23 protein-coding genes, 1 pseudogene and 1 riboswitch are annotated in these 21,446 nt (G+C 36.8%); of the genes and pseudogenes, 18 read left to right on the top strand and 6 right to left on the bottom strand.

Features of this window, described 5'->3' with window-relative positions:
* Nucleotides 1-119: 119 nt before the first annotated feature.
* The 5 genes from JCM14932_RS07545 to JCM14932_RS07525 form a co-directional block, all read right to left on the bottom strand.
* Entirely contained in the window at nt 120-725 is a 606-nt protein-coding gene (locus tag JCM14932_RS07545) for a response regulator transcription factor (protein ID WP_025024349.1), read from the bottom strand.
* A gap of 1 nt (nt 726) precedes the next feature.
* On the bottom strand, nt 727-1,827 hold the full coding sequence (locus JCM14932_RS07540) for a sensor histidine kinase (protein ID WP_025024348.1): 1,101 nt from the start codon (nt 1,825-1,827) through the stop codon (nt 727-729).
* On the bottom strand, nt 1,824-2,585 hold the full coding sequence (locus JCM14932_RS07535) for an ABC transporter permease (RefSeq protein WP_025024347.1): 762 nt from the start codon (nt 2,583-2,585) through the stop codon (nt 1,824-1,826). Before JCM14932_RS07535 ends, JCM14932_RS07540 begins: the two co-directional genes overlap by 4 nt.
* Nucleotides 2,578-3,462 carry an ABC transporter ATP-binding protein gene (locus JCM14932_RS07530; protein ID WP_025024346.1) on the bottom strand — a complete coding sequence of 295 codons (885 nt, stop codon included), beginning with the start codon at nt 3,460-3,462 and terminating at the stop codon, nt 2,578-2,580. Before JCM14932_RS07530 ends, JCM14932_RS07535 begins: the two co-directional genes overlap by 8 nt.
* A 151-nt stretch (nt 3,463-3,613) precedes the next feature.
* Entirely contained in the window at nt 3,614-4,735 is a 1,122-nt protein-coding gene (locus tag JCM14932_RS07525) for an NAD(P)-dependent alcohol dehydrogenase (protein WP_025024345.1), read from the bottom strand.
* Between the two features lie 360 nt (nt 4,736-5,095).
* On the opposite strand from JCM14932_RS07525, the gene JCM14932_RS14935 reads away from it, so the two are divergent.
* The 18 genes from JCM14932_RS14935 to JCM14932_RS07440 all read left to right on the top strand — a co-directional run bounded on the left by JCM14932_RS14935 (nt 5,096) and on the right by JCM14932_RS07440 (nt 20,555).
* A complete protein-coding gene (locus JCM14932_RS14935; RefSeq protein WP_235700560.1) occupies nt 5,096-5,779 on the top strand; it encodes a S1-like domain-containing RNA-binding protein in 684 nt (227 codons plus the stop codon).
* Nucleotides 5,776-5,955 carry a S1 RNA-binding domain-containing protein gene (locus JCM14932_RS17140; RefSeq protein WP_235700559.1) on the top strand — a complete coding sequence of 60 codons (180 nt, stop codon included), beginning with the start codon at nt 5,776-5,778 and terminating at the stop codon, nt 5,953-5,955. The genes JCM14932_RS14935 and JCM14932_RS17140 overlap by 4 nt, the downstream gene beginning before the upstream one ends.
* Before the next feature lie 45 nt (nt 5,956-6,000).
* Nucleotides 6,001-6,888 (top strand): site-specific tyrosine recombinase XerD, encoded by an 888-nt coding sequence (gene xerD, locus JCM14932_RS07515; protein ID WP_025024344.1) that lies wholly within the window; start codon nt 6,001-6,003, stop codon nt 6,886-6,888.
* Between the two features lie 11 nt (nt 6,889-6,899).
* On the top strand, nt 6,900-7,286 hold the full coding sequence (locus JCM14932_RS07510) for a hypothetical protein (protein ID WP_025024343.1): 387 nt from the start codon (nt 6,900-6,902) through the stop codon (nt 7,284-7,286).
* Nucleotides 7,286-8,011 carry a segregation and condensation protein A gene (locus JCM14932_RS07505; RefSeq protein ID WP_025024342.1) on the top strand — a complete coding sequence of 242 codons (726 nt, stop codon included), beginning with the start codon at nt 7,286-7,288 and terminating at the stop codon, nt 8,009-8,011. The genes JCM14932_RS07510 and JCM14932_RS07505 overlap by 1 nt, the downstream gene beginning before the upstream one ends.
* 2 nt (nt 8,012-8,013) lie before the next feature.
* Nucleotides 8,014-8,565, top strand: coding sequence for an SMC-Scp complex subunit ScpB (gene scpB / locus JCM14932_RS07500; RefSeq protein ID WP_025024341.1), 552 nt, complete (start codon nt 8,014-8,016; stop codon nt 8,563-8,565).
* Nucleotides 8,552-9,274, top strand: a complete 723-nt coding sequence (locus tag JCM14932_RS07495; protein ID WP_025024340.1) for a pseudouridine synthase — start codon at nt 8,552-8,554, stop codon at nt 9,272-9,274. Before scpB ends, JCM14932_RS07495 begins: the two co-directional genes overlap by 14 nt.
* A gap of 31 nt (nt 9,275-9,305) precedes the next feature.
* A riboswitch (FMN riboswitch) is annotated at nt 9,306-9,425 on the top strand.
* Nucleotides 9,426-9,507: 82 nt separating this feature from the next.
* Nucleotides 9,508-10,059 carry an ECF transporter S component gene (locus JCM14932_RS07490; RefSeq protein ID WP_025024339.1) on the top strand — a complete coding sequence of 184 codons (552 nt, stop codon included), beginning with the start codon at nt 9,508-9,510 and terminating at the stop codon, nt 10,057-10,059.
* 110 nt (nt 10,060-10,169) lie between these two features.
* Nucleotides 10,170-11,429, top strand: a complete 1,260-nt coding sequence (locus JCM14932_RS17135) for a LysM peptidoglycan-binding domain-containing protein (RefSeq protein ID WP_025024338.1) — start codon at nt 10,170-10,172, stop codon at nt 11,427-11,429.
* A gap of 72 nt (nt 11,430-11,501) precedes the next feature.
* Nucleotides 11,502-12,161 (top strand): (d)CMP kinase, encoded by a 660-nt coding sequence (cmk, locus tag JCM14932_RS07480; protein ID WP_025024337.1) that lies wholly within the window; start codon nt 11,502-11,504, stop codon nt 12,159-12,161.
* Between the two features lie 20 nt (nt 12,162-12,181).
* The gene (gene der / locus JCM14932_RS07475) at nt 12,182-13,495 is read left to right on the top strand and encodes a ribosome biogenesis GTPase Der (RefSeq protein WP_025024336.1); all 1,314 of its coding nucleotides are present in this window, start codon (nt 12,182-12,184) and stop codon (nt 13,493-13,495) included.
* A 194-nt stretch (nt 13,496-13,689) separates the two neighbouring features.
* Nucleotides 13,690-13,965, top strand: coding sequence for a non-specific DNA-binding protein Hbs (hbs, locus tag JCM14932_RS07470; RefSeq protein ID WP_010623460.1), 276 nt, complete (start codon nt 13,690-13,692; stop codon nt 13,963-13,965).
* 115 nt (nt 13,966-14,080) lie between these two features.
* The gene (locus JCM14932_RS07465; RefSeq protein ID WP_025024335.1) at nt 14,081-15,325 is read left to right on the top strand and encodes a tetratricopeptide repeat protein; all 1,245 of its coding nucleotides are present in this window, start codon (nt 14,081-14,083) and stop codon (nt 15,323-15,325) included.
* Nucleotides 15,326-15,342: 17 nt separating this feature from the next.
* Nucleotides 15,343-16,542, top strand: a complete 1,200-nt coding sequence (locus JCM14932_RS07460) for a CCA tRNA nucleotidyltransferase (protein WP_025024334.1) — start codon at nt 15,343-15,345, stop codon at nt 16,540-16,542.
* Nucleotides 16,543-16,598: 56 nt separating this feature from the next.
* The gene (locus tag JCM14932_RS07455; RefSeq protein WP_025024333.1) at nt 16,599-17,063 is read left to right on the top strand and encodes a hypothetical protein; all 465 of its coding nucleotides are present in this window, start codon (nt 16,599-16,601) and stop codon (nt 17,061-17,063) included.
* Between the two features lie 114 nt (nt 17,064-17,177).
* Nucleotides 17,178-19,079, top strand: a complete 1,902-nt coding sequence (locus JCM14932_RS07450) for an ABC-F family ATP-binding cassette domain-containing protein (RefSeq protein ID WP_051528089.1) — start codon at nt 17,178-17,180, stop codon at nt 19,077-19,079.
* 17 nt (nt 19,080-19,096) lie between these two features.
* Entirely contained in the window at nt 19,097-20,074 is a 978-nt protein-coding gene (locus JCM14932_RS07445; protein ID WP_051528088.1) for a thymidylate synthase, read from the top strand.
* Entirely contained in the window at nt 20,064-20,555 is a 492-nt protein-coding gene (locus JCM14932_RS07440) for a dihydrofolate reductase (protein WP_235700558.1), read from the top strand. Before JCM14932_RS07445 ends, JCM14932_RS07440 begins: the two co-directional genes overlap by 11 nt.
* Here JCM14932_RS07440 and trhA read toward each other — a convergent pair.
* Nucleotides 20,552-21,204: pseudogene (gene trhA / locus JCM14932_RS14930) on the bottom strand (PAQR family membrane homeostasis protein TrhA). The gene JCM14932_RS07440 and the pseudogene trhA sit on opposite strands and share 4 nt — an antisense overlap.
* Between the last annotated feature and the right edge of the window lie 242 nt (nt 21,205-21,446).

Here is a 21,446-nt window from a genome sequence, read left to right as displayed (position 1 = left end):
CACAGCTGGCAAACATTATCAGTTCTTACGACTGATTTAGTTCTTACTGTAAAATCAAATAAAAGAAGCTGTTATTTCACATGTTGTAATTTAAAACATATGAGATAACAGCTTCTTTTTTAGATCCATTTATTTTTTTCGGCAATATTTAATGCTTCAATTCGGGATGAGGTACCAGTCTTACTGAGAATGGATGAAATATAATTACGAACTGTTCCATCAGATAGAAAAACGGATTTCGCAATTTCTTTGCTGTTTTTGCCAGTTTTAATTTCTTTTAAAACTTCTAATTCTCGTTTGGTTAAAGGATTCTTTTCAGCTGATATTATAGTCGTAACTAATTCGGGTGAGAAAATTGTTTGTCCATCCAAAACCTCATGAATCGTTTTGACTAACTGATCAGTCGGATTATCTTTTAATAAATATCCATTAACATTGGCTTTGACTGCTTGTTCGAAATAGATTGCCCTGGCAAATGTGGTTAAGATAATTACCTTTGTTGGAATATTCAGTAGATTTATTTGTTCAGCGACGTCGAGTCCGGATAATTTGGGCATTTCAATATCTAGGATGGCAATCTGTGGTTTCTTTTGAATGATTTCTGATAGAGCAGTTTGGCCATCAGTTGCTGTTCCAATTACATTGAGGTCATCTTCAAGTCCTAATAAAGTTGCCAACGCGGTGTTTAACATTTCTTGATCCTCAGCCAAATAAATTGTAGTCATTTTAGTCTGCCTTTTTTACTTTTATTTTTAAAATAGTTCCGTGGTCTGAACTAATATCAATGATTCCATTAATATCAGATAGTCGCCGTGACACTCCTGTTAAGCCAAATGAATCTTTTCGAACTTTCTTATATCCGATACCATCATCACTAATGTTTAAGATGTAGTAATTATCGTCTTCATCGAAATCAAAGGTGGCTATGTGTGCCTTACTATACTTGATGATATTCGTTGATGCTTCTTTAATAATTGCTGCCAAAACGTTTTGAACTTTGATTGGCCAAGCAACGGATATTTTTTCATTGTTTGATTGTTGAATGATATTTACGATTCGCAAGTTGGTTTCTTCTTCGATCATGGCTTCCGCAATTGACTTTTGATTTAAGTCACTAACTATTTGTCGAACTAAACTTAAGTTTTCTCTGGAGGCGGTAGTGATATCCTTGATTTCTTGACGTGCCTGTTCAGTATTTTTATCTATTAGTTTGTCAGCTAATTCGGCCTTTAAGGTTATTAGTGAAAATGATTGTCCGAGATTGTCGTGTAAGTCTTTGGCAATTCTTTCTCGTTCATTTTGTTTAATGATGGTCTCTAATCGTTTGTTATTTTGTTTCAAGCGGTACGTTCTACGATAACTATTTCCAAGTGATCTTGCGGCAAATGGTGAACCAATTGCGAATAAGGTAGTGATGATTATTCCGTAAACACCATAAGACTTGAAATTAACTATTATATTTCCAGAGATACAAAGAATACTGAAGACTAAGTAAATAATTGTATACTCGTAAAATTGTTTGTTTTTAAAGGGCAGCGAACCAATTTCCCAAGCCGTAAAAATAAACAGTGTTCCTAAACTGTACTCATAGACTAAATAAGTGGTGATAATCAATTGACCAATTATCTGTATTGGTAATAAGCGATTGATCCAGTATCCATCTCGATACAATTTGAGAAAAATTATTAATAGTAAAAACAAAATCCAGTCAAAGCCATTACTTCCAAATAATGGTTGGCTGGATAAAGCAATTAAAGCGAATGTCCAAAAGTATGGCATAATACCAAGTCTTTTTGGGAAAAAGATATGATCCTCTAAGAATTTCATTCTATGTCTAACTCCTTGTATTTTTGATACTTAGTTATGAGCAGGGTTGTTGTTCCAATTGCCACTAGCCAAAGAATGATTCCTAGGACGTATTGATTATCTATAATTTTACCATGAAGAATCGATTGATCGATGTTAGATAGCTCAAAAGTTGGTGTTAACTTGCCGATTGATTGGAGCCACTTTGGCATCATAGTTATTGGCCACCATAACCCGCTGATCATTGCTAATGGGAACACAAGGAGATTGTTTAGCATATTAACAGTTGCTGGGTTGTTGGCAAGTGAAATTAATATTCCAATAAATATAAGCGGTACGGTACCGATAATAGTTATCAGGATTATTAGAGACCAAGTTGTAATTGACAATGTTAAATTATTTACGAAGATTCCAACCAAACAAATACCAATTGAAGAAATCAAATTTAATAATAAGAAAATCAGAATTCTCGATAAATAGTATTGCCATCTTGGTAAGGGAGTCAATTGAGATAAAATATCAAAATGACTAGTTTTATCTTCGAGGAGTGTGTTGGCTACAGTGATGATTGAGCCTAATAAGCAACTATAAATTATCATGCTGATCAAATAATTCATTTGCCAAGTTTTCAAATCTGTTTGTGGGATACCGGTAACTAATACTTTGGAGTACAGTAGATAAAATACGATTGGTAGCATCATATCAAATAGGAAGAAGCGCTTGTTTCGGAGAATAATTCTTTTGAAATTAATATTGATCTGATAAATAAATCTATTCATGGTTGGCATCCCCTTTATTGAAATTAACGAATAATGAATCTAATGAATTTTGCTGAACTTTTAAATTACTAATGGCATTTAGATATGGGGTTATTTTCTCCATTAATGATTCGGCATTTTTCGTTGTAAATCGATAGTGGTTACCAATATTTTTGAAGTCGATGATGTCAGGAATGGATTTGAATAAGTCTGGCAAGAGTTCACTATCGAATTCAACCATACTTTCGCCCTCTAGGGAACGTAGTTCAGCAATTGATCCATCAAAATCAATCGATTTGTTTTGAAGAATCATGATTCTATCTGCAATCGTTTCTAACTCTTCCAGGTAGTGACTCGTAACAAAAATAGTTTTGTGTTGGGATTTCAAGGTAGAAATAGTTTGCCAAAACTTTGTGCGGCTTTGGCTGTCCATACCGGCAGTGGGTTCATCCAGAAAAAGTAAATCGGGATTACCAGCAATTGCTAATGCGAAAGCAAGATGTCTTTTTTGTCCACCTGATAACTCATTCATTTTTGAGTTTTCTAACTTTTTTAAATTGGCTAATTCAATTAGCTTCTCATATGGAAGTGGGTTCTTATAATAACTTTGAGTTAGTTTCAAAATTTCTTTAACAGTAATACGTGTGATGGAAATATTTGATTGCATCATTACACCAATACGTTCTTTAAGATCCTTGGCATTATCCAAAATACTAACTGTGCCAGAATTCGTAGAAATTAAGTTTAATAAAATATTTATCAGTGTGGTTTTCCCGGCACCATTTTCTCCGATTAAAGCGATTATTTGATCGTGGTCAACTTTGAAATTAAGATCATGTAAGATTTCTTTTTGTCCATAGTTTTTATTAAGGTGTTCAACATTAATAATTGTGCTCATGATTGATTGCCTCCTTTACTTGATGATTACAGTTTAATTTTTTCAGCAATCAACAGGTAGTAAGCAATGTCATATGTTTCTATGACATTTGTCACATTATTGAACAAAAAAAGAGTCCAATCAATTGATTGGACTCTCAGATAATATACAATTAGGCTTCGGGTTTGTAATCTTTATCGATGATCAAAACAGGTTTGATAGTCTTACCACTGACTGAGTCAGCATCGGCTTCATTGATTTGATCGAAGTCATAGAATTTTTCAGTTAAGTCGAATGGGAAGACACCCATCTTGTAGAATTCAAGTAGGCGAGGGATGTCAACTTGAGGAATTGAATCACCCATGTTTACACCAACGACTTTTTTGTCATCAACACATAGGTCATTCCATGTACTGATATCGATATTGTGTGGTGTAACGGCGATAGTAGCTGTTGTACCACCTTGTGTTAGAGCAGCAATTGAATCTGTCATAACTTTGGCAACACCAGTTGTATCAACGGCCCAGTCGACACCTAGACCATTTGTGATTTTCTTGATTGCTTCAACAGCATCTTCGTCAGCACTGTTTACGATATCAGTAGCGCCCAACTTCTTAGCGAGTTCAAGACGTGATGGAACGATATCAACAGCGATAACGTGTGTGCATCCAGAAATCTTACCAGCCATCATGGCAGCAAGACCAACGGCACCTGTACCAAAGACGGCGATTGTGTCACCAGGTCTTGGTTTCAAAGTATTGAAGACAGTACCACTACCAGTAACGTATCCGCAGCCTAGAGGTCCAAGCTTTCTTAAGTCTAAGTCCTTAGGAACTTTAACAGCATTTCTCTTATTAATTACAGTATGAGTTGTGAATGATGATTGGTTGAACATGTCACTAATATGTTTGCCATTTTCTGTGAAGTGATCACTACCATCTGGACGTGTACCACTTAGGTTTGAGGCAGCATATTTACGACATTGTGTTGGAATACCTTTGAGACAATTGTCACATTCTCCACATGAGTAGAATGACATGATGATATGGTCACCAACTTCAAAATTGTGAACATTCTTACCGACTTTTTCAACGATACCTGAACCTTCGTGTCCTAAGATAGCAGGTAGGTTGAATCCAGCATCACCCTTACGCAAGGCTTCATCAGAATGGCAAATACCTGATGCGACGACTTTTACTTGAAGTCCGTCATCTTGCATGTCAGCTAGTTCAATGTCATCTTTGATGACGAATGGATCGTTTACTTTATCAACAACAGCAGCTTTAATTTTCATAAATTAAAATCTTCTTTCTGTATTAAAATATTTGGAAACGCTTTCCACAAAGAAAATTATTTCACAATATTAATAGTATTTCAATCTTGTATTTGAAAAAACTTGTGACTTTACACAAAAATAGAAATATTCAATAAATTTATGTAAGCGAAATCCAGTATGTATGTAGGCTGAAAACGGGTGTTTAAACTGATTTAAATATTTTTGATTTTTTTCTGATAATGAATGAAAACATGGTACAATTATTCAGCTGAAATAATTATGTAACTCTGAGTATAACTGTTAAAATAGTACTTAGTTAAAGTAAATATTAAATGGACTTATAGTTGTTAATTATTAATTGAGGAATATGGAGAAATTATGGAATTAAAAGATATGTACGGTAAAGTTATGACTGGTACAGTCACTGATTTGAATAAGGATGAAGCCTTTGTTCAAATTGAAGGAAACACATTTTCACTAGAATTAACAGAACTCGAGGAGACACCAGAACTTGGTGATACTATTGCTGGATTCGTTTACGAAAATCAAGCACATAAGAATCGTATGACGGTTGATTTACCAACTGTTATGCCTGGTGTCTGGGATTATGCTGAAGTCACTAATATTAGAACTGACTTAGGTGTCTTCGTCGATGTTGGCTTGGTTGATAAGGATATTGTTGTCTCACTTGATGACTTACCACTAGAACATTCAGAGTGGCCTAAGAAGGGTGACCGAGTAATGGTCAAGCTGGAAGTCGACCACAAAGGACGTCTTTGGGGCAAGTTGGCCGACCTGAACCTTTACATGCAATTGGTTCGTAGTGCTAATGATACTTTGAAGAACAAAGATGAAGAATCAACGGTTATTGCTATCAGAGATTCAGGAACCTTTGTTATCACTGAAGATTACTATTTGGGATTCATTCACATTAATGAACAAGATGGTCCAATGCACATCGGTCAACACATTAAGGCACGTGCAATTGGTTCCAGTCACCGTCGTTTGAATTTGTCGATGAGACTCGTGCTTTTGAGGAAATCACACCGGATGCTCAAATGATCATGGCGGTTTTGGAACATGCTCGTGATGGTAAGATTCCATATACTGACAAGAGTGATCCCGATGACATCAAAGAATACTTTGGTATCAGTAAGGGTAGTTTTAAACGTGCTTTAGGTAACTTAATGAAACAAAGAAAAATCGAACAAAAAGATGGTTATACCTATCTTAAATAGAGGTGAAACTATTTGACTGAAAAGCTGACCATTCATAATCAAGCGATGATCGATACGATCTCTGATTATGGACGTTATTTGAGGCTTGATAGAGGACTTTCGAAGAATACAATCACCTCGTATCAACAGGATTTACTGGAGTTCAGTTATTATTTAGAGAGTAATAAAAAGTCACAGTATCCAGAAGATCACTTTGTGATCACTAACTTTTTTGCGAGCCAAGACAAACTTGGTAAGTCAAAGACAACACAGATGCGTATGTTTTCTTCATTGAGACGCTTTTATCAATGGTTAGAATTGATGAATAAGGTGCAGGTCAATCCGATGAATGAGTTGGATGCACCTAAGAAAGGCCAACATCTACCGGTAGTATTGTCGATGCAGGAAGTCGATTCATTGATTGAATCGCCAGATGTGTCCACACCCTTGGGGATACGTGATCGAGCAATTTTTGAAGTTATGTATGCTACAGGATTGCGTGTCAGTGAATTAGTTAATTTGGCTATGGGCGATCTGCATTTGGACTTGGGTTTGATCAAGACTCTTGGTAAAGGTGATAAGGAACGCTTGTTACCAATCGGAGATACTGCCATCAAATGGCTTCAAAAATATTTTGCGGAGACGCGTGAACAATTAGTTCAACGATACGGTGAGCAAAAGGAAGTCTTTTTGAACTTTCGTGGCAATAAACTGACCAGACAATCTATTTGGCGTATGATCAAAAAATATATTGCGCAAGTTGGGATCAAAAAGGATGTTACACCACATACGTTACGACATTCGTTTGCAACAAATTTGTTAGAAAATGGTGCCGATTTGCGTGTGGTCCAAGAGTTACTGGGTCATTCAGATATTTCGACCACCCAAATTTATACGCATATTAATAAGACGAGAATGAAGCAGGTTTATGAGAACTCACATCCTCGTGCATAGAGGAGATAATTATGCTCAATAAATATAGTGATGAAAACAAAAAAATAGCGATGGGTTTTTTATCGTATATTTCTGATTTGAAAGATATGTCCAATTTGGATCAGGAACTCAAGCTTTATAAGGAAGATGAGAATCGCCAACTGTATCTTTGGAAGAGCAATATTGAAGATTACTCTGGGATCGTGGCACTCTCATTTTCTGAACATACTGTTTTTATTGAGTATATTTCACTCAGCCCCTCGTATCGTTCACAGAGTAATATTTTTAAGATCTTTGACGATATTCAACAGAGATTCCCTGAGCAAACGATCTTAGGAAACTTCAACTTGGGTAAGTTGTTAAAAGATTGGCGTGATAGTAAGGCAGATCAAGAGAGTGAGTTGTCGGAAAAAGAATAATGGAAAAATTGAAATTAGTTTTAACGGATTTTGAAGGTCCAATTGATTTGTTGCTGCATCTGATCAAAGAATCAAAGATTGATATTTATGATATTCCGATTGCTCAAATAACACAGCAGTATATTGATTACCTGAATAGTATGAAAGTTCTTGAATTAGATATTGCTGGCGATTATTTGGTCATGGCATCAACTTTGATGTCGATCAAGAGTAAGATGTTGCTGCCACAAGCACCTGATGAAATTGATGATGATCTTGATATGGAAGATCCACGTGAACAATTGGTTTCGCAGTTATTGACGTATCAAACGTTCAAGCAAGTATCTGAATATTTTGAAGAAAAAGAACAGATGCGTAAACTCTCATTTGATAAGGATATGAGTGTTCCTCAAGTTCAATTGGAGCAATTTTTGAAACCTGATTCAGTTGTGTTGGATGATTTGGCATCGACGTATGCTGAATTGTTGAGACAAGCAAAGAATCGTCAGCCACAGACTGAGATAATTCAAAATGAAGTTTTGTCGATCGAAGATGCTGAAGAGAATATTTTGAACAAATTATCAAGTTTGAAACGAACTACCTTTAAGTCATTACTGAAGTTGCAAAATGACATTGAAGAAGTTGTTACTGACTTTATGGCAATTTTGGAAATGATTAGTAAGCAACAGATCACTGCCACACAAGATGATTTAGATGGTGAATTATTTATTGAATTGAGGAATTAACATTGTATCAAGCAAAAATTATGGCACTGCTTTTTGTAGCAGGAGATCAAGGTATCAAAGAAAAGGATCTCGCTGAATTATTGGAGATCGATAGTGCCGCCTTAAGACAGACGATGGAACAACTGGCAGTTAAACTGGCAAGTGACGAAGAATCAGGAATCAAACTTGCTAATTTCAATTCCAGATATAAGCTGATCACTAAGAGCGAGTACAGTGAATTGCTGACGAAGTATTTCAAGTCCGGTCTAGGTACCAAATTGAGTCAGGCAGCGTTGGAAGTCTTGTCGATCGTGGCATACCGTCAACCCATCACTAGAATTGAAATCGATGAGATCCGTGGTGTACAGAGTTCGGGAAGTATCAATACCTTGCTTGCTAGAAGTTTGATCATGGAGAATGGTAAGAAGAATGTTCCCGGACATCCCAATTTGTACGTTGTCACAGATGATTTCTTTGATTACTTTGGTATCAAGAGTTTAAAAGATTTACCACCAATTGAAAAATTTGAAAATATACAAGAAGAGAACATAGGAGATTTTAATGGAGAAAGTTAGATTACAAAAATTTATGGCTGATGCAGGTGTTGCATCACGCCGTGCGTCAGAAAAACTAATTGCTGAAGGCCATGTCGTAGTTAACGGTAAAACCGTTACTGAAATGGGAATCAAAGTTGATCATCGCGATAAGGTTGAAGTTGATGGGATGCCATTGCAGGATGAGAAGAAACGTTATATCTTGTTGTACAAGCCACGTGGTGTTATTTCAGCAGTTACAGATGACAAAGGTAGAAAAACTGTTACTGATTTGCTAGAAGATGACGTAAGAGAGCGTGTTTACCCAATTGGCCGTTTAGACTACGATACTTCAGGTTTATTGTTGTTAACTAATGATGGTGACTTTGCTAATCTATTGATGCATCCTCGTTATCACGTTGAGAAAACATACATTGCCAAGGTTCGTGGATTCATGGAAGTAGAACAAATCAAGAAGTTAGAGGGCGGCATGAAGTTGAAGGAGTTCAGTACATCTCCTGCCAAAGTTCATGTGATGTCTAAAGACACTAAGAAAAATACTTCACTCGTGAAAATTGTGATCCATGAAGGTCATAATCACCAAGTTAAGCGTATGTTTGATGCTGTTGGACACCCGGTAGAGAAGCTATCTCGTGAAAAGTATGGTTTTCTGACATTAGATGGTTTGGTTTCTGGTAAATACAGAAATCTGACAAGACTTGAAGTTGCACAGTTGAAAGAAAGACATTAGTTTGATATAGTAATAGTGAAAAATTTAATAAGTTGGTTTTCAGGGCAGGGTGTAATTCCCGACCGGCGGTATAGTCCGCGACCCAGCGCAAGCTGGCCGAATTGGTTAGATTCCAATACCGATAGTAAAGTCTAGATGAAAGAAAACAGAGAGGTCTGTTTTGGTGTGCCCTATTTAGGTGTATCCAACACAGACCTCTTTTCTTTTGGAAATCAGCGGGAAAGGTTGATTTTATGGGAAGAAGTACGTACAAATTTCACGCTTTAGTAGGAGTAGCAATTTTTTCGGCATTAGCATCGATTGTGATGTTCTTTGAATTTCCGGTGCTATTTTGGCTACCATTTCTCAAAATTGATTTGAGCGATGTGGTAACGATCATTGGAACATTTGCTTATGGACCAGTCGGAGGTATTCTGATTGCCTTCATTAAGGGTATCGTTCATTGGTTGATCACTGGTTCCGGCGTTGCTGGAATTATTGGCGACGGGGCAAGTATTGTCGGAGCAATTGCTTTACTATTACCATTTAATTATTTCTGGCAGAAGAATAAAAAGGTAATGGCTGTTGTAATGGGAACTCTCTCATTAACAGTTATTATGTCATTGCTTAATTATTTTGTTGTCATGCCGCTATATATGGGTGTTGTAGGGATGCAGTTGAACATGAGTTTAGCGACTTATGTGGCAACGGGTGTTGTACCATTCAACGTTGTAAAGGCATTGATAATTTCGGCTGGAGTTATAGTTGTTTACCCTAGATTAAAGGGTCATTTCTTTATTAAGTAAAAAATTGTAATAAAAGTAGTATATTTAAGGGCTTTTTATGAATCTTTAAAGAAAAATTTTAAACTTTTATGATATGCTTTAAGGGATAGAAATTAGGAGGTTGGTTTTTAATGGCCGATAATAACAAAAACAATACTTCTGGTGGTGTTCGCATCCCTAAAAGCACTGACGGTCTAGATGGTTCCGTTAGTCCTGAAGATTTAAGAAAGTACAATCTATTACCGTCTGACGGTCAAGAGATTCCTGTTAATAATAGTACTAACAATGTTGAAGAGACTCCTGGCGAAGATGGATATTCTGAACCTCAACCAGCAGAACCTTTCGCAGATAACAGTACTGACAATATTGATAATCAAGATACACAATATGAGACTCCGGCTCAACCTGAACAACCTGCTGAAGATGATAATTACGATCATCTTCAAGCAAGTCAAAATGGTGGGGATCATTTGAGTCAGTCTGAAGTAACTGAAAGCAAACCTGTTTCACCTGCTGCAGCGGCTGGTGTTGGCGCTGCGGCCGGATATGTTGCTGGCAAGGCTGCAGATCATTCAGCAGATACACCTAGTGATAATGTTTCTGATAAATCTGCTGATCAAGCACAAGCTGCAACTGATGATACTAGTTCTCAAGAGGAACCTGATAATTCAGAGTCTAATGAAGAGGCAAAACCTTGGGAAAAGACTTTTGATTCAGATGAAGACGAAGATGGACATGTATCACGTGCTGTAAGCAAAGGTAAGCAACGTGGTAATCATACATTGGTTGCTACATTAGTAATTGGATTGATCGTTATTATGTTTGCTCCAGTTGTCATTAGCGCAGTTCATGGTAGCGGTAATGGTGACTTGGGTAGCACTCAATCTGAGAACTCTACTGAGAGCAAAGATAAGAAAGCTGCAGCTAAAAAGGCTGCTGCCGCAAAGAAGAAAGCAGCTGCTAAGAAAGCCGCAGCCAAAAAGGCCGCTGACAAGAAGAAGGCTGATGAAGCTGCCGCCGCTGAAAAGAAAGCCGCAGCCAAAAAAGCAGCTGATGATAAAGCAGCTCAAGAAGCCGCTGCCGCAAAGAGTAATGCAGAGAATAATTCAAATGCTAGTGATAGTAATGATAATTCAAGTACTACAGACAACTCACAGAACCAACAGTCGACAAATCAAGGTAACTCTAATACATCATCAACTGGTACAACAACTGATAACAATTCAGCAAACAATGCCAGTGATAATGGTGCATCATCATATTACACTGTGAAGTCCGGTGATAATTGGTTCAGAATTGCCTACAATCATAATTTGACGACAGCACAATTACAGAACTTAAACGGTGGAATTTCAACATTAACACCAGGTACACAATTAAGAGTTAAATAATATTATATTATGAAGGGTCTTAGACGATTATGTCCTAGACCCTTTTGTTAAGCAGAGGGTGGAACAAGAAACATGCAAATAGCTATCGATGGACCAGCATCAGCTGGTAAAAGTACAATTGCTAAATTGATTGCAAAAAACTTAAACTTTGTCTATTGTGATACTGGTGCAATGTATCGTACAGTTACTTTACTTGCAAAAAAGCACAATATAGATTATGGTGATAGTTCCAATATTTTGAAATTAATGAATGAACATAAAATTCATTTTATTAATAAAACTGATGGTCAACACGTCATGCTTGACGATGAAGATGTTTCTGATGCCATCAGAACTGAAGAAATCACAAATAATGTCTCGCAGGTTTCAGCAATTAAGGAAGTTCGCACTGAATTAGTTGAAATGCAACGTCAAATGGCGGGAGATATTAATATTGTCATGGATGGAAGAGACATTGGTACAACTGTTTTGCCAGATGCCGATGTCAAGATATTTTTGATTGCAAGTGTCGCTGTTCGAGCAGAACGCAGATACAAAGAAAATATCGAACGTGGAATTGACACATCGTTAGATGTCTTAAAAGATGAAATTGCTGCGCGCGACTACAAGGATTCACATCGCAAAATTTCACCACTTAAAAAAGCTGATGATGCTATTGAAGTTGATTCTTCAAATATGAATATTGAACAAGTTGTTGAACAAATTACAAAAATTATTAATCAAAAGAAATAGAAATGTAGGGAGGTAGATTTATGGCAGTTCCAGTAGTAGCTTTAGTTGGGCGTCCAAATATTGGTAAATCAACTATTTTTAATAGAATCATTAATGAACGATTGAGTATCGTTGAGGATACACCTGGTGTTACACGTGACCGTATTTATGCACGTGCCAGCTGGTTAGGTAAAGAATTCCGTTTGATCGATACTGGTGGTATTGATATGAGTGGGGAACCAATGACGGTTCAAATCAAGAACCAAGCTGAAATCGCAATTGATGAGGCTGACGTTATTGTCTTTATCGTTAATGGTCAGAACAGTGTTACTAAAGAAGATGAGGATGTTGCTAAAATCCTTTATCGTACTAAGAAACCTGTTATTTTGGCAGTAAACAAAGCTGATAATCCAGAACAACGTGAAAACATTTATGACTTCTATACTTTAGGATTTGGCGATCCTAATCCAATTTCTGGTGCTCAAGGTACTGGTATTGGTGATTTACTGGATGAAATCGTCAAAGCATTTCCAGTTGAAGATACAAGTGAAGAAGATGAAACTATAAAGTTTAGTTTTATCGGCCGTCCCAATGTTGGTAAATCATCATTGGTGAACGCTATTCTTGGTGATGAGCGTGTTATTGTTTCTAATATGGAAGGAACAACACGTGACGCCATCGATACTAAGTATCATGATGACAAGTTAGACAAGGACTTCACGATGATCGATACAGCTGGTATCAGAAAACGTGGTAAAGTCTACGAAAATACTGAAAAATATTCTGTCTTGAGAGCTCTGAGCGCTATTGATAAGTCAGATGTTGTCTGTGTTGTATTGAATGCTGAAGAGGGTATCCGTGAACAAGATAAACGTGTTGCTGGATATGCTCATAATGCCGGTAAGGGTGTTATTATCGTCGTTAATAAGTGGGATACTCTGAAAAAAGATAACCACACGATGAAGGACTTTGAAAATCAAATTAGGGATGGATTCCAATATTTGGCCTATGCACCGATCCTCTTTACATCAGCTGTTAAGGGACAAAGACTAGATCAAATTCCAGAATTAGTATCAAGAGTTTATGATAACCGTGATCGTAGAATTCAATCTGCTGTCTTAAATGACTTATTATTGCGTGCAACATCGATCGCACCGACACCAGTTGTTAATGGTAAGAGATTGAGAATTTACTACATGACACAAGTTGCCGTTCAACCACCAACATTTGTTGTGTTCGTTAATGACAATGAATTGTTGCATTTCTCTTACGAAAGATTCTTGAAGAACCAATTGCGAGATACTTTTGATTTTGAAGGTACTCCAATTAAAATTCTGCCTAGAAAGCGTAAATAAGCCCCAAACGGCGGTAAAACGAACGTTTTTATAATTATAATTATAATTTATGTAAAGATTTACATTTTTATCCTAAATTAGAGCGTAAAAGCTTGCCACAACCCTACTGCTATGGTACTTTTGTTAATGGAATGATGAACACAGGTCGTCGTTCATGTGTTCTAAAATTATACAAATCTCCGGAGGTATTATGTATGGCAAATAAAGCAGAACTTATCGATAGTGTTGCAAGTAAGACAGGTCTAACAAAGAAGGATGCTACTTCAGCTGTTGATGCTGTTTTCGAAAGCATTCAAGAAAACTTATCAGAAGGTAACAAAGTTCAATTGATTGGCTTTGGTAACTTTGAAGTACGTCAACGTGCAGCTCGTAAAGGCCGTAACCCACAAACTGGTGAAGAAATTAAGATTCCAGCAAGCAAGGTTCCAGCATTTAAGCCAGGTAAGGCTTTGAAAGACTCAGTTAAATAGTTTTAATCTTGGGGGCGGTCGGATGACCGTCTTTTTTTGTTGAGAGAGTGGAGAGAACCATTTGTTTCTCGCAACTCGTTTTGAAAGAAATTATTGAATAAACGGAGGAAATAATTTGACTAAAGCAGACGAAGTAATGGACACAATTGATGCAGGTGATTTTACTAATGTAAATAGTTTAATCAAGCAATCACTTGAGCAAGACGACGATCAAACACAATTTTCTTTAGCTGAAACATTGATGAGCCGCGGGCTCTCAGTCCAAGCTAAGACAATTTATGAACACTTACTGGTATTTTATCCAGATGAGGGTCAAATACTCTCTAGATTGGCAGAAATCGCCGTATCTGATGGCGATTCGGATAAAGCGCTAGATTATATATCACAAATAGGACCAGATTCACCGGCGTACGCTGAGAACTTGTTGGTATCAGCTGATATTTATCAATCACAAGGATTGTATGAAGTCAGTGAGCAGAAGCTACTAACGGGTATTAGAAACTATCCCGATGAAGATGTCTTCAAGTTTGCGATTGCGGAATTATATTTTGACGAGAATCTCTTCAGCAAGGCTTTGACGTACTATGACATGCTTCTAGATGAAGATATTACCAATTATTCAGGAATCTCGATTGTACTTCGTAAGGCCAGCTCATTGGCTGGAGATGGACAATATGAAGATGCTATCTCTGAATTTGAGAAGTTAAATGCTATTGAATTGAATGAAGACGCTCAGTACCAATTAGGATTTTTGTATAATCAAGTAAAGGATTATAATAAATCCATTAGTACTTTAGAAAAACTGCTTGAGATCAATCATGATTATCCAACTGCCTATGCCATTTTGGCTGAGGATTACTTGAATATTAAGAAGAATCAAGAAGCATTTAAGTATGCACAGTTGGGTATCAACTTGAATGAATTAGATGAAAGATTGTATCAAATTGCTTTTGATGCTGGTGTCTCAGAAGAACCAGATGAAGCTATGTCTATTATTCAAAAGGGTATAAAGACTGTTGAGACTCCATTGCCATTGATCATTCGCTTGAGTGACTTCTACGTTACACGTGGACAATACAAGAATAACTTGGATCTATTGAGTGGAGTTGATATCAATGGTAATCCTAAACTAACTTGGAATTTAGCTAAGTCATACTTTGAAACTGATGATGTGGCTAAGGCTCAGGAGAATATTCTCTTAGTTCTAGATGAATACAAGGATAATCTTGACTACTTGACTGACGTTATTGAAATTTTGCGTAGTAGTGGTGATAAGGATGCCTTGAAAGCAGCATTGACATTGTACTTGAAGCAAGATCCTGATAATGATGAAATGCGAGACTTGATGGATCAAATTTAATTTGGTGAGGTAATTTTATGCGTATTGAACAACTTCCTTCGGACTTCAAACAAGCACTTCCAGTCTTAGAAGAAATCGAAAAAGCAGGATATGAAGCTTATTTTGTTGGGGGAAGTGTGCGTGATCACATTTTAGGATTACCAATTCATGATGTTGATATTGCGACGAGTGCTTATCCTGAAGAGATCAAGACTATCTTTAAACGTACCGTTGATACTGGAATTCAACATGGAACGGTGACAGTGCTTGTTGGGGATGACTCATATGAAATTACGACATTCAGGACCGAGTCAGGTTATCAAGACTTTCGTCGACCGGATCAAGTCACTTTTGTACGTTCACTAGAAGATGATTTGAAACGACGTGATTTTACGATCAATGCTTTGGCTGTGGATCGTAATGGTGACGTGATCGATAAGTTTGATGGACTAGGAGACCTCGATAAACGTGTGATCCGTGCAGTTGGTAAAGCTGAAGAACGATTCCATGAAGATGCACTACGTATGATGCGTGCAGTCAGATTTCAATCTCAATTGGATTTCACCATCGAAGAAGAAACGGCAGTCGCTATCAAAGATAATTCTTATCTATTAGAAAAAATTGCCATTGAACGTATCAGAGAAGAGTTCATTAAATTAATGTTAGGCAAGGCTTGGCAAACTGGCTTTGCGGATTTTTTGAAGCTGGATTTGTCAGAATACTGTCCAGCATTCAAAAATAAGCATGATAATCTAGAAAAATTATTAAAATTAGAAAATTTGAAATTTTTTGATGAAGAAGCCGCTTGGACGGCGATTGGCTATGTGATGGAATTAACACCAAAGCAATTCAATAAGATGCTTCGTGACTGGAAAGTTTCTAATAAATCACGTGAGGCCAGTGTTTCAACCGATAAGATGCTGAAGAATTTCCGTGAAGGCGAGTTCGACTTATGGAAGATATACTCATTGGGAGTTGATAACTATGCTAGAGTCATCAGTCTATGTAAATTATTCAAGATCGAATTCGATGATGAGGCCCTGACAAAAAAAGTTCTTAATATTCCGATAAAATCTAGTCGAGATTTAGCAATTACGGGTAATGATATTATCAAGATATTAGGTATAAAACCCGGGCCAAAAATCGGAAAGTACATGTCTGAAATAGAGCATAAGGTCGTGGAAGGAACCGTTTACAACAATTTTGATAATTTGGAACATTATTTGTTAAATGAATAGGTTTGCTGTGGTATCATTAATCTAGTAAGTAATTTAGTATTCGAAAGGGTGGTAATATGACTAAACATGTTTTCAAAGAATTAAAATTCTACTTCAGAAATGATGATACTTGGACAGTAAGTCACAGTGAAATGAGTGACGTTTGGATTTCTCGTGTAACTACTAGTTATGGACGTATCGCTGGTGGACGTATGCAAGAGATTCACCCATGCAAACGTTTCAGAATCGAAATTCTACCAGAGGCTGATTATATTAAAGATGCTGATGTTTCGACAGCTGCAATGGCTGAAGGAATGTTCAACCGTGTAATCAAGTATCAAGACATTGAGAAATGTGATCTTGTCTTTGAAGATGATGAAGATAAGGAACCAATGCAAATCTATTTCCCATTCAAGCAAAAGGATTCTGAAGGTTTGGATAACGTATATCAAACTTCTACAATCTCAAGTAAGACAGGTAATCTCTATATCTCAATTGATAAAGAACACACTGTCTTTGATACATACGGCAAAGATTTATAAAATAAATGCCTCACATTGATGTGGGGTTTTTGTTTTGCCTAATTTTATGTGATAATTAGTAGGATATCGTCTGTCTCAAAGTGACGACGAAGCAACTATACTAAAACTAACGTGGTGAATTATTTGAAAACTTTAAATATCACAAATGCATATAAGTCATTTGGAGAGAGAACACTTTTTAAAGATGTGACTTTCACCATCGGTGAAGGCGACAGAATTGGATTACTTGGACTGAACGGTGCGGGTAAGACAACGTTATTGGATGGAATCGTTAATCCTGAAGATTTAAACTCGATTGGAATAGAAAAACCTAAAAATTATAAAATCACATATCTGACTCAGCAACCTGAGTTGGACGAAAAGTTATCAGTCATTGATTCGGTTTTTGCTGGTAGTGGTGAAAAATTTCAACTGATCAGAAAATATGAACGTGCATTGACTAAATTTAACGCTGATTCGAATGATTCTAAGGCACAAGATGAATTCTTCAAATTACAAGAACAAATGAATGCCGCTGAAGCTTGGCAAATGGAATCAGATGTTAAGTCGATTTTGAACAAGTTGGGAATTACAGAATTAGATAAAAAAGTTGAGGATCTGTCAGGTGGCCAACAAAGACGTGTGGCACTTGCACAAACGTTGATCTCTGACTCTGACCTGTTGATCTTAGATGAGCCTACTAATCACTTGGACTATGAAGCAATTGATTGGTTGGAAGGCTACTTGAACAAATACAAGGGATCAGTTCTATTTGTTACCCATGATCGTTATTTCTTGAATACTGTTGCTACACGGATTTTTGAACTTGAGAATCGTAATGTGACTGAATATGATGGTAATTACGAAAAATATCTACAGCAAAAAGCTGCCAAAGAAGAAATTTATGCTTCTGAGCAACACCATAAGACACAAATGTACAAGCAGGAATTGAACTGGATGCGTGCTGGTGTTAAAGCCCGTGGAACCAAGCAACAAGCCCGTATTGACCGCTTTAAGGGTTTGAAGGCTGATCTACAGGACAAGCCAGATGTACAACAAGATATGTCGATCGACATCGCCCAACAACGTCTGGGAAATGATGTCTTTGATATCCGTGATGCTAGTTTGAAATTTGATGACAAAGTCATCATTGATGATTTCAGTTATTTGATAACTAAAGGTGACAGAATCGGTGTCACAGGTTCAAATGGTTCTGGTAAAACGACTTTTTTGAATACGATCGTCAATAAGATCCCGCTGGATTCTGGTGAGATTAAGACTGGTCAAACGGTCAAAATCGGTTACTATACTCAGTACACGGAAGATATGGATCCAGACAAGCGTGTCATTCTTTATCTCGAAGGAATCGGTCAAAACGTTCGTAATACTGATGGAGAAAGAATGTCAGCTTCACAATTACTAGATACGTTCAAATTTGATCACAATATGCAGAGTGCTTTCATTCGTGAACTATCTGGTGGTGAGAAGCGTCGTTTGTATCTACTATCTATTTTGATGAATCAGCCAAATGTGTTGCTGCTAGATGAGCCAACTAATAATTTGGATATTGAAACTTTGACTATCCTTGAAAATTATTTGGAAAGCTTCAAAGGAACTGTCTTAGCTGTATCCCATGATAGATACTTCTTAGACAAGACAGCAGACAAACTTTTGATTTTTGAAGGAAACGGCAAGATCAAAGAGAGCTACGATTCCTATTCTGAATACCTCAAGAAGATGAATGACTTAGAGCAAGCCAAGCATCATGAGGCTAAGGAAAAGAAACAAGAAGAATCAGATGCTGAGAAAAAGGTTCAAGAAAAAACCAAATTAACTTATGCTGAGAAAATAGAATTTGATAAGTTAGAACCTCAAATTGAAAAATTAGATGATGAAATTTCTACTTTGAAGGATCAATTAAATGATGATTCCAATGGATATCAAGAGCTGATGGACTTTCAACGTCAGTTGGATGAAAAAAATGCTGAAGCAGATAAGTTAATGGAACGCTGGGAATATTTAGGTCAATTTGAATAGGACTTGAAGGAGAAATCATGACAAATACTAATGAGCAACAATATTTGGATCTTTTAAATTATGTATTAGAGAATGGACATAAAAAAAGTGATCGCACCGGAACTGGTACGATCAGTACTTTTGGTTATCAAATGAGATTTGATTTGTCGAAGTCATTTCCCTTGTTGACGACAAAGAAGGTACCATTTGGACTCATTAAGAGTGAATTATTATGGTTTTTACATGGAGATACCAATATTAGATTCTTGTTAGAACATAAGAATCATATTTGGGATGAATGGGCTTTTAAAAAGTACATTGAAAGTGATGAATACAAAGGTCCAGATATGACTGACTTCGGTCGTCGAAGCTTGGTAGATGCTGATTTTGCAAAAGATTACAAAATTCAAAAGAGTCAGTTTGATAAGAATATTCTTGAGAACGATGACTTTGCCAAGAAGTATGGTGATCTAGGATTTGTCTACGGTGCACAATGGCGTCATTGGCAAAAACGTGATGGCGGGATTATTGATCAAATCAAGAATGTTATTGAACAAATCAAGACGACACCTGACTCTAGAAGGATGATCGTTAGCGCTTGGAACCCTGAAGATGTTCCTTCAATGGCGTTGCCCCCATGCCACACATTATTCCAGTTCTATGTGAATGATGGTAAATTGTCATGTCAGTTGTATCAAAGAAGTGGTGATCTCTTCTTGGGAGTTCCGTTCAATATTGCTAGCTATGCACTGTTAACACACCTAGTTGCACGTGAAACTGGCCTTGAGGTTGGGGACTTTGTTCACACATTAGGTGATGCACATATCTACTTGAATCACTTAGATCAAGTTAAGACACAATTATCACGTGAGCCTCACGAAGGACCACAATTGGAAATCAACTCAGATAAGAGTATTTTTGATTTGGAAGTATCTGATATCAAAGTTAAAGATTATAATCCAGAACCAGCAATCAAGCACCTGTTGCCGTATAAGGAGAAGACAGATGATTATTAGTTTTGTATGGGCTGAAGATAAGAACCACATTATTGGTAAGGACGGTACATTGCCATGGTCAATGCCAAATGATTTGAAGCATTTTAGGGACGTGACTGCGCACCACACGATTGTTATGGGGCGGAAGACTTATGAGAGCTTTCCCAATGGTCCGTTACCAAATCGATTAAATATTGTGATCTCACGTAATCCAAACTATCAAGTTCCAGAATCAGTCGTCTTACTGACTGATAAGAATAAGCTGTCAGATTACGTTGATGATGACACGGAAGTTATGGTAATCGGTGGTGCCGGTATCTTTGAGATGTTCAAAGATGATGTGGATCGATTATATTTAACACGCATTGATCATGCCTTCGACGGTGATGTTAAGATGATCGATCTGGATTACAGCAAATTCAAATTAAGTGAAAAAAAAGAAGGTATTGTGGATGATAAGAATATCTATCCATATACCTTCGAAACTTACGATAAAATTTAGACGTAGAAATAAACTGAAAAATACATTAAAGCTGTGCCGATCATGACGAATATGTGCCAGATAACGTGAATGTATTTGAGGTTTTTCATCAGATACAAACATGCTCCTAATGTAAAGGCGATGCCGCCGGCAGCTAGTAACCAGATACCAGTTGCACCGATTGAATGGTAGAGTGGTTTCATCGCAATGACGATTGCCCAACCCATTAAGACGTAAAGCAGGGTTTCTAAGTACTTGAACTTACCTACATTGAATATTTTGTAAAGGATACCGAGAATCGCTAGTATCCAGATTGTTGAAAGTATGATAATACCAAATGCAGAGCCTCTAAGAGCTACTAAACAATATGGTGTGTACGTACCAGCAATCATCAAAAAAATTGAACTGTGGTCAAATATTTGGAATACACCTTTGCCTTGGTGAAGTATAGGCTGTGAAACAGAGTTGAACTGAGATACAAGAAGAAGAGTGTGAATGCGTAGATAAAGTATGCCGTGATCTCTAAAGGATCTCCTTGTTTGAATCCCTTGATTAATAGGAATACCGCACCGATTATTGCAAGAATGATACCAATACCGTGTGTGACGGCGCTGAATATTTCGTTGGTTATAATATATCTTCTAGTAAATGCTTTAACTTTTTTAGCCAAGTTTAAAACCTACTTTCATGTTGCTTGTCTATATTCTAACTTAGTTTGTCCGGAGCTTTCAATTAATCTATTGAAAGCTCATTTTTATTTTCAATAATTGAAGCAAGTATAATATAATAGAAAAAGATGTTAAAATTTATGAATATGTTTTTGAAATTTTATTGTTTTATCAGAATCTCAAAACGTTGATATATCAATAACATTTAATATAGCAGTTCAAATCTGTTATAATTTAATCGATA

The organism is Companilactobacillus nodensis DSM 19682 = JCM 14932 = NBRC 107160 (assembly GCF_000615905.1).
Taxonomy (GTDB): Bacteria; Bacillota; Bacilli; order Lactobacillales; family Lactobacillaceae; genus Companilactobacillus; species Companilactobacillus nodensis.
Note: the sequence above shows the minus strand (reverse complement) of the source record. Positions and strands in the feature narration are given on the sequence as shown.

What these genes read in the sequence shown, in the direction of transcription:
- JCM14932_RS07545 (WP_025024349.1), bottom strand. Translation starts at nt 725, where the DNA reads ATGACTACAATTTATTTGGCTGAGGATCAAGAAATGTTAAACACCGCG.
- JCM14932_RS07540 (WP_025024348.1), bottom strand. Translation starts at nt 1,827, where the DNA reads ATGAAATTCTTAGAGGATCATATCTTTTTCCCAAAAAGACTTGGTATT.
- JCM14932_RS07535 (WP_025024347.1), bottom strand. Translation starts at nt 2,585, where the DNA reads ATGAATAGATTTATTTATCAGATCAATATTAATTTCAAAAGAATTATT.
- JCM14932_RS07530 (WP_025024346.1), bottom strand. Translation starts at nt 3,462, where the DNA reads ATGAGCACAATTATTAATGTTGAACACCTTAATAAAAACTATGGACAA.
- JCM14932_RS07525 (WP_025024345.1), bottom strand. Translation starts at nt 4,735, where the DNA reads ATGAAAATTAAAGCTGCTGTTGTTGATAAAGTAAACGATCCATTCGTC.
- JCM14932_RS14935 (WP_235700560.1), top strand. Translation starts at nt 5,096, where the DNA reads ATGGAATTAAAAGATATGTACGGTAAAGTTATGACTGGTACAGTCACT.
- JCM14932_RS17140 (WP_235700559.1), top strand. Translation starts at nt 5,776, where the DNA reads ATGATCATGGCGGTTTTGGAACATGCTCGTGATGGTAAGATTCCATAT.
- xerD (WP_025024344.1), top strand. Translation starts at nt 6,001, where the DNA reads ATGATCGATACGATCTCTGATTATGGACGTTATTTGAGGCTTGATAGA.
- JCM14932_RS07510 (WP_025024343.1), top strand. Translation starts at nt 6,900, where the DNA reads ATGCTCAATAAATATAGTGATGAAAACAAAAAAATAGCGATGGGTTTT.
- JCM14932_RS07505 (WP_025024342.1), top strand. Translation starts at nt 7,286, where the DNA reads ATGGAAAAATTGAAATTAGTTTTAACGGATTTTGAAGGTCCAATTGAT.
- JCM14932_RS07495 (WP_025024340.1), top strand. Translation starts at nt 8,552, where the DNA reads ATGGAGAAAGTTAGATTACAAAAATTTATGGCTGATGCAGGTGTTGCA.
- JCM14932_RS07490 (WP_025024339.1), top strand. Translation starts at nt 9,508, where the DNA reads ATGGGAAGAAGTACGTACAAATTTCACGCTTTAGTAGGAGTAGCAATT.
- JCM14932_RS17135 (WP_025024338.1), top strand. Translation starts at nt 10,170, where the DNA reads ATGGCCGATAATAACAAAAACAATACTTCTGGTGGTGTTCGCATCCCT.
- cmk (WP_025024337.1), top strand. Translation starts at nt 11,502, where the DNA reads ATGCAAATAGCTATCGATGGACCAGCATCAGCTGGTAAAAGTACAATT.
- der (WP_025024336.1), top strand. Translation starts at nt 12,182, where the DNA reads ATGGCAGTTCCAGTAGTAGCTTTAGTTGGGCGTCCAAATATTGGTAAA.
- hbs (WP_010623460.1), top strand. Translation starts at nt 13,690, where the DNA reads ATGGCAAATAAAGCAGAACTTATCGATAGTGTTGCAAGTAAGACAGGT.
- JCM14932_RS07460 (WP_025024334.1), top strand. Translation starts at nt 15,343, where the DNA reads ATGCGTATTGAACAACTTCCTTCGGACTTCAAACAAGCACTTCCAGTC.
- JCM14932_RS07455 (WP_025024333.1), top strand. Translation starts at nt 16,599, where the DNA reads ATGACTAAACATGTTTTCAAAGAATTAAAATTCTACTTCAGAAATGAT.
- JCM14932_RS07445 (WP_051528088.1), top strand. Translation starts at nt 19,097, where the DNA reads ATGACAAATACTAATGAGCAACAATATTTGGATCTTTTAAATTATGTA.
- JCM14932_RS07440 (WP_235700558.1), top strand. Translation starts at nt 20,064, where the DNA reads ATGATTATTAGTTTTGTATGGGCTGAAGATAAGAACCACATTATTGGT.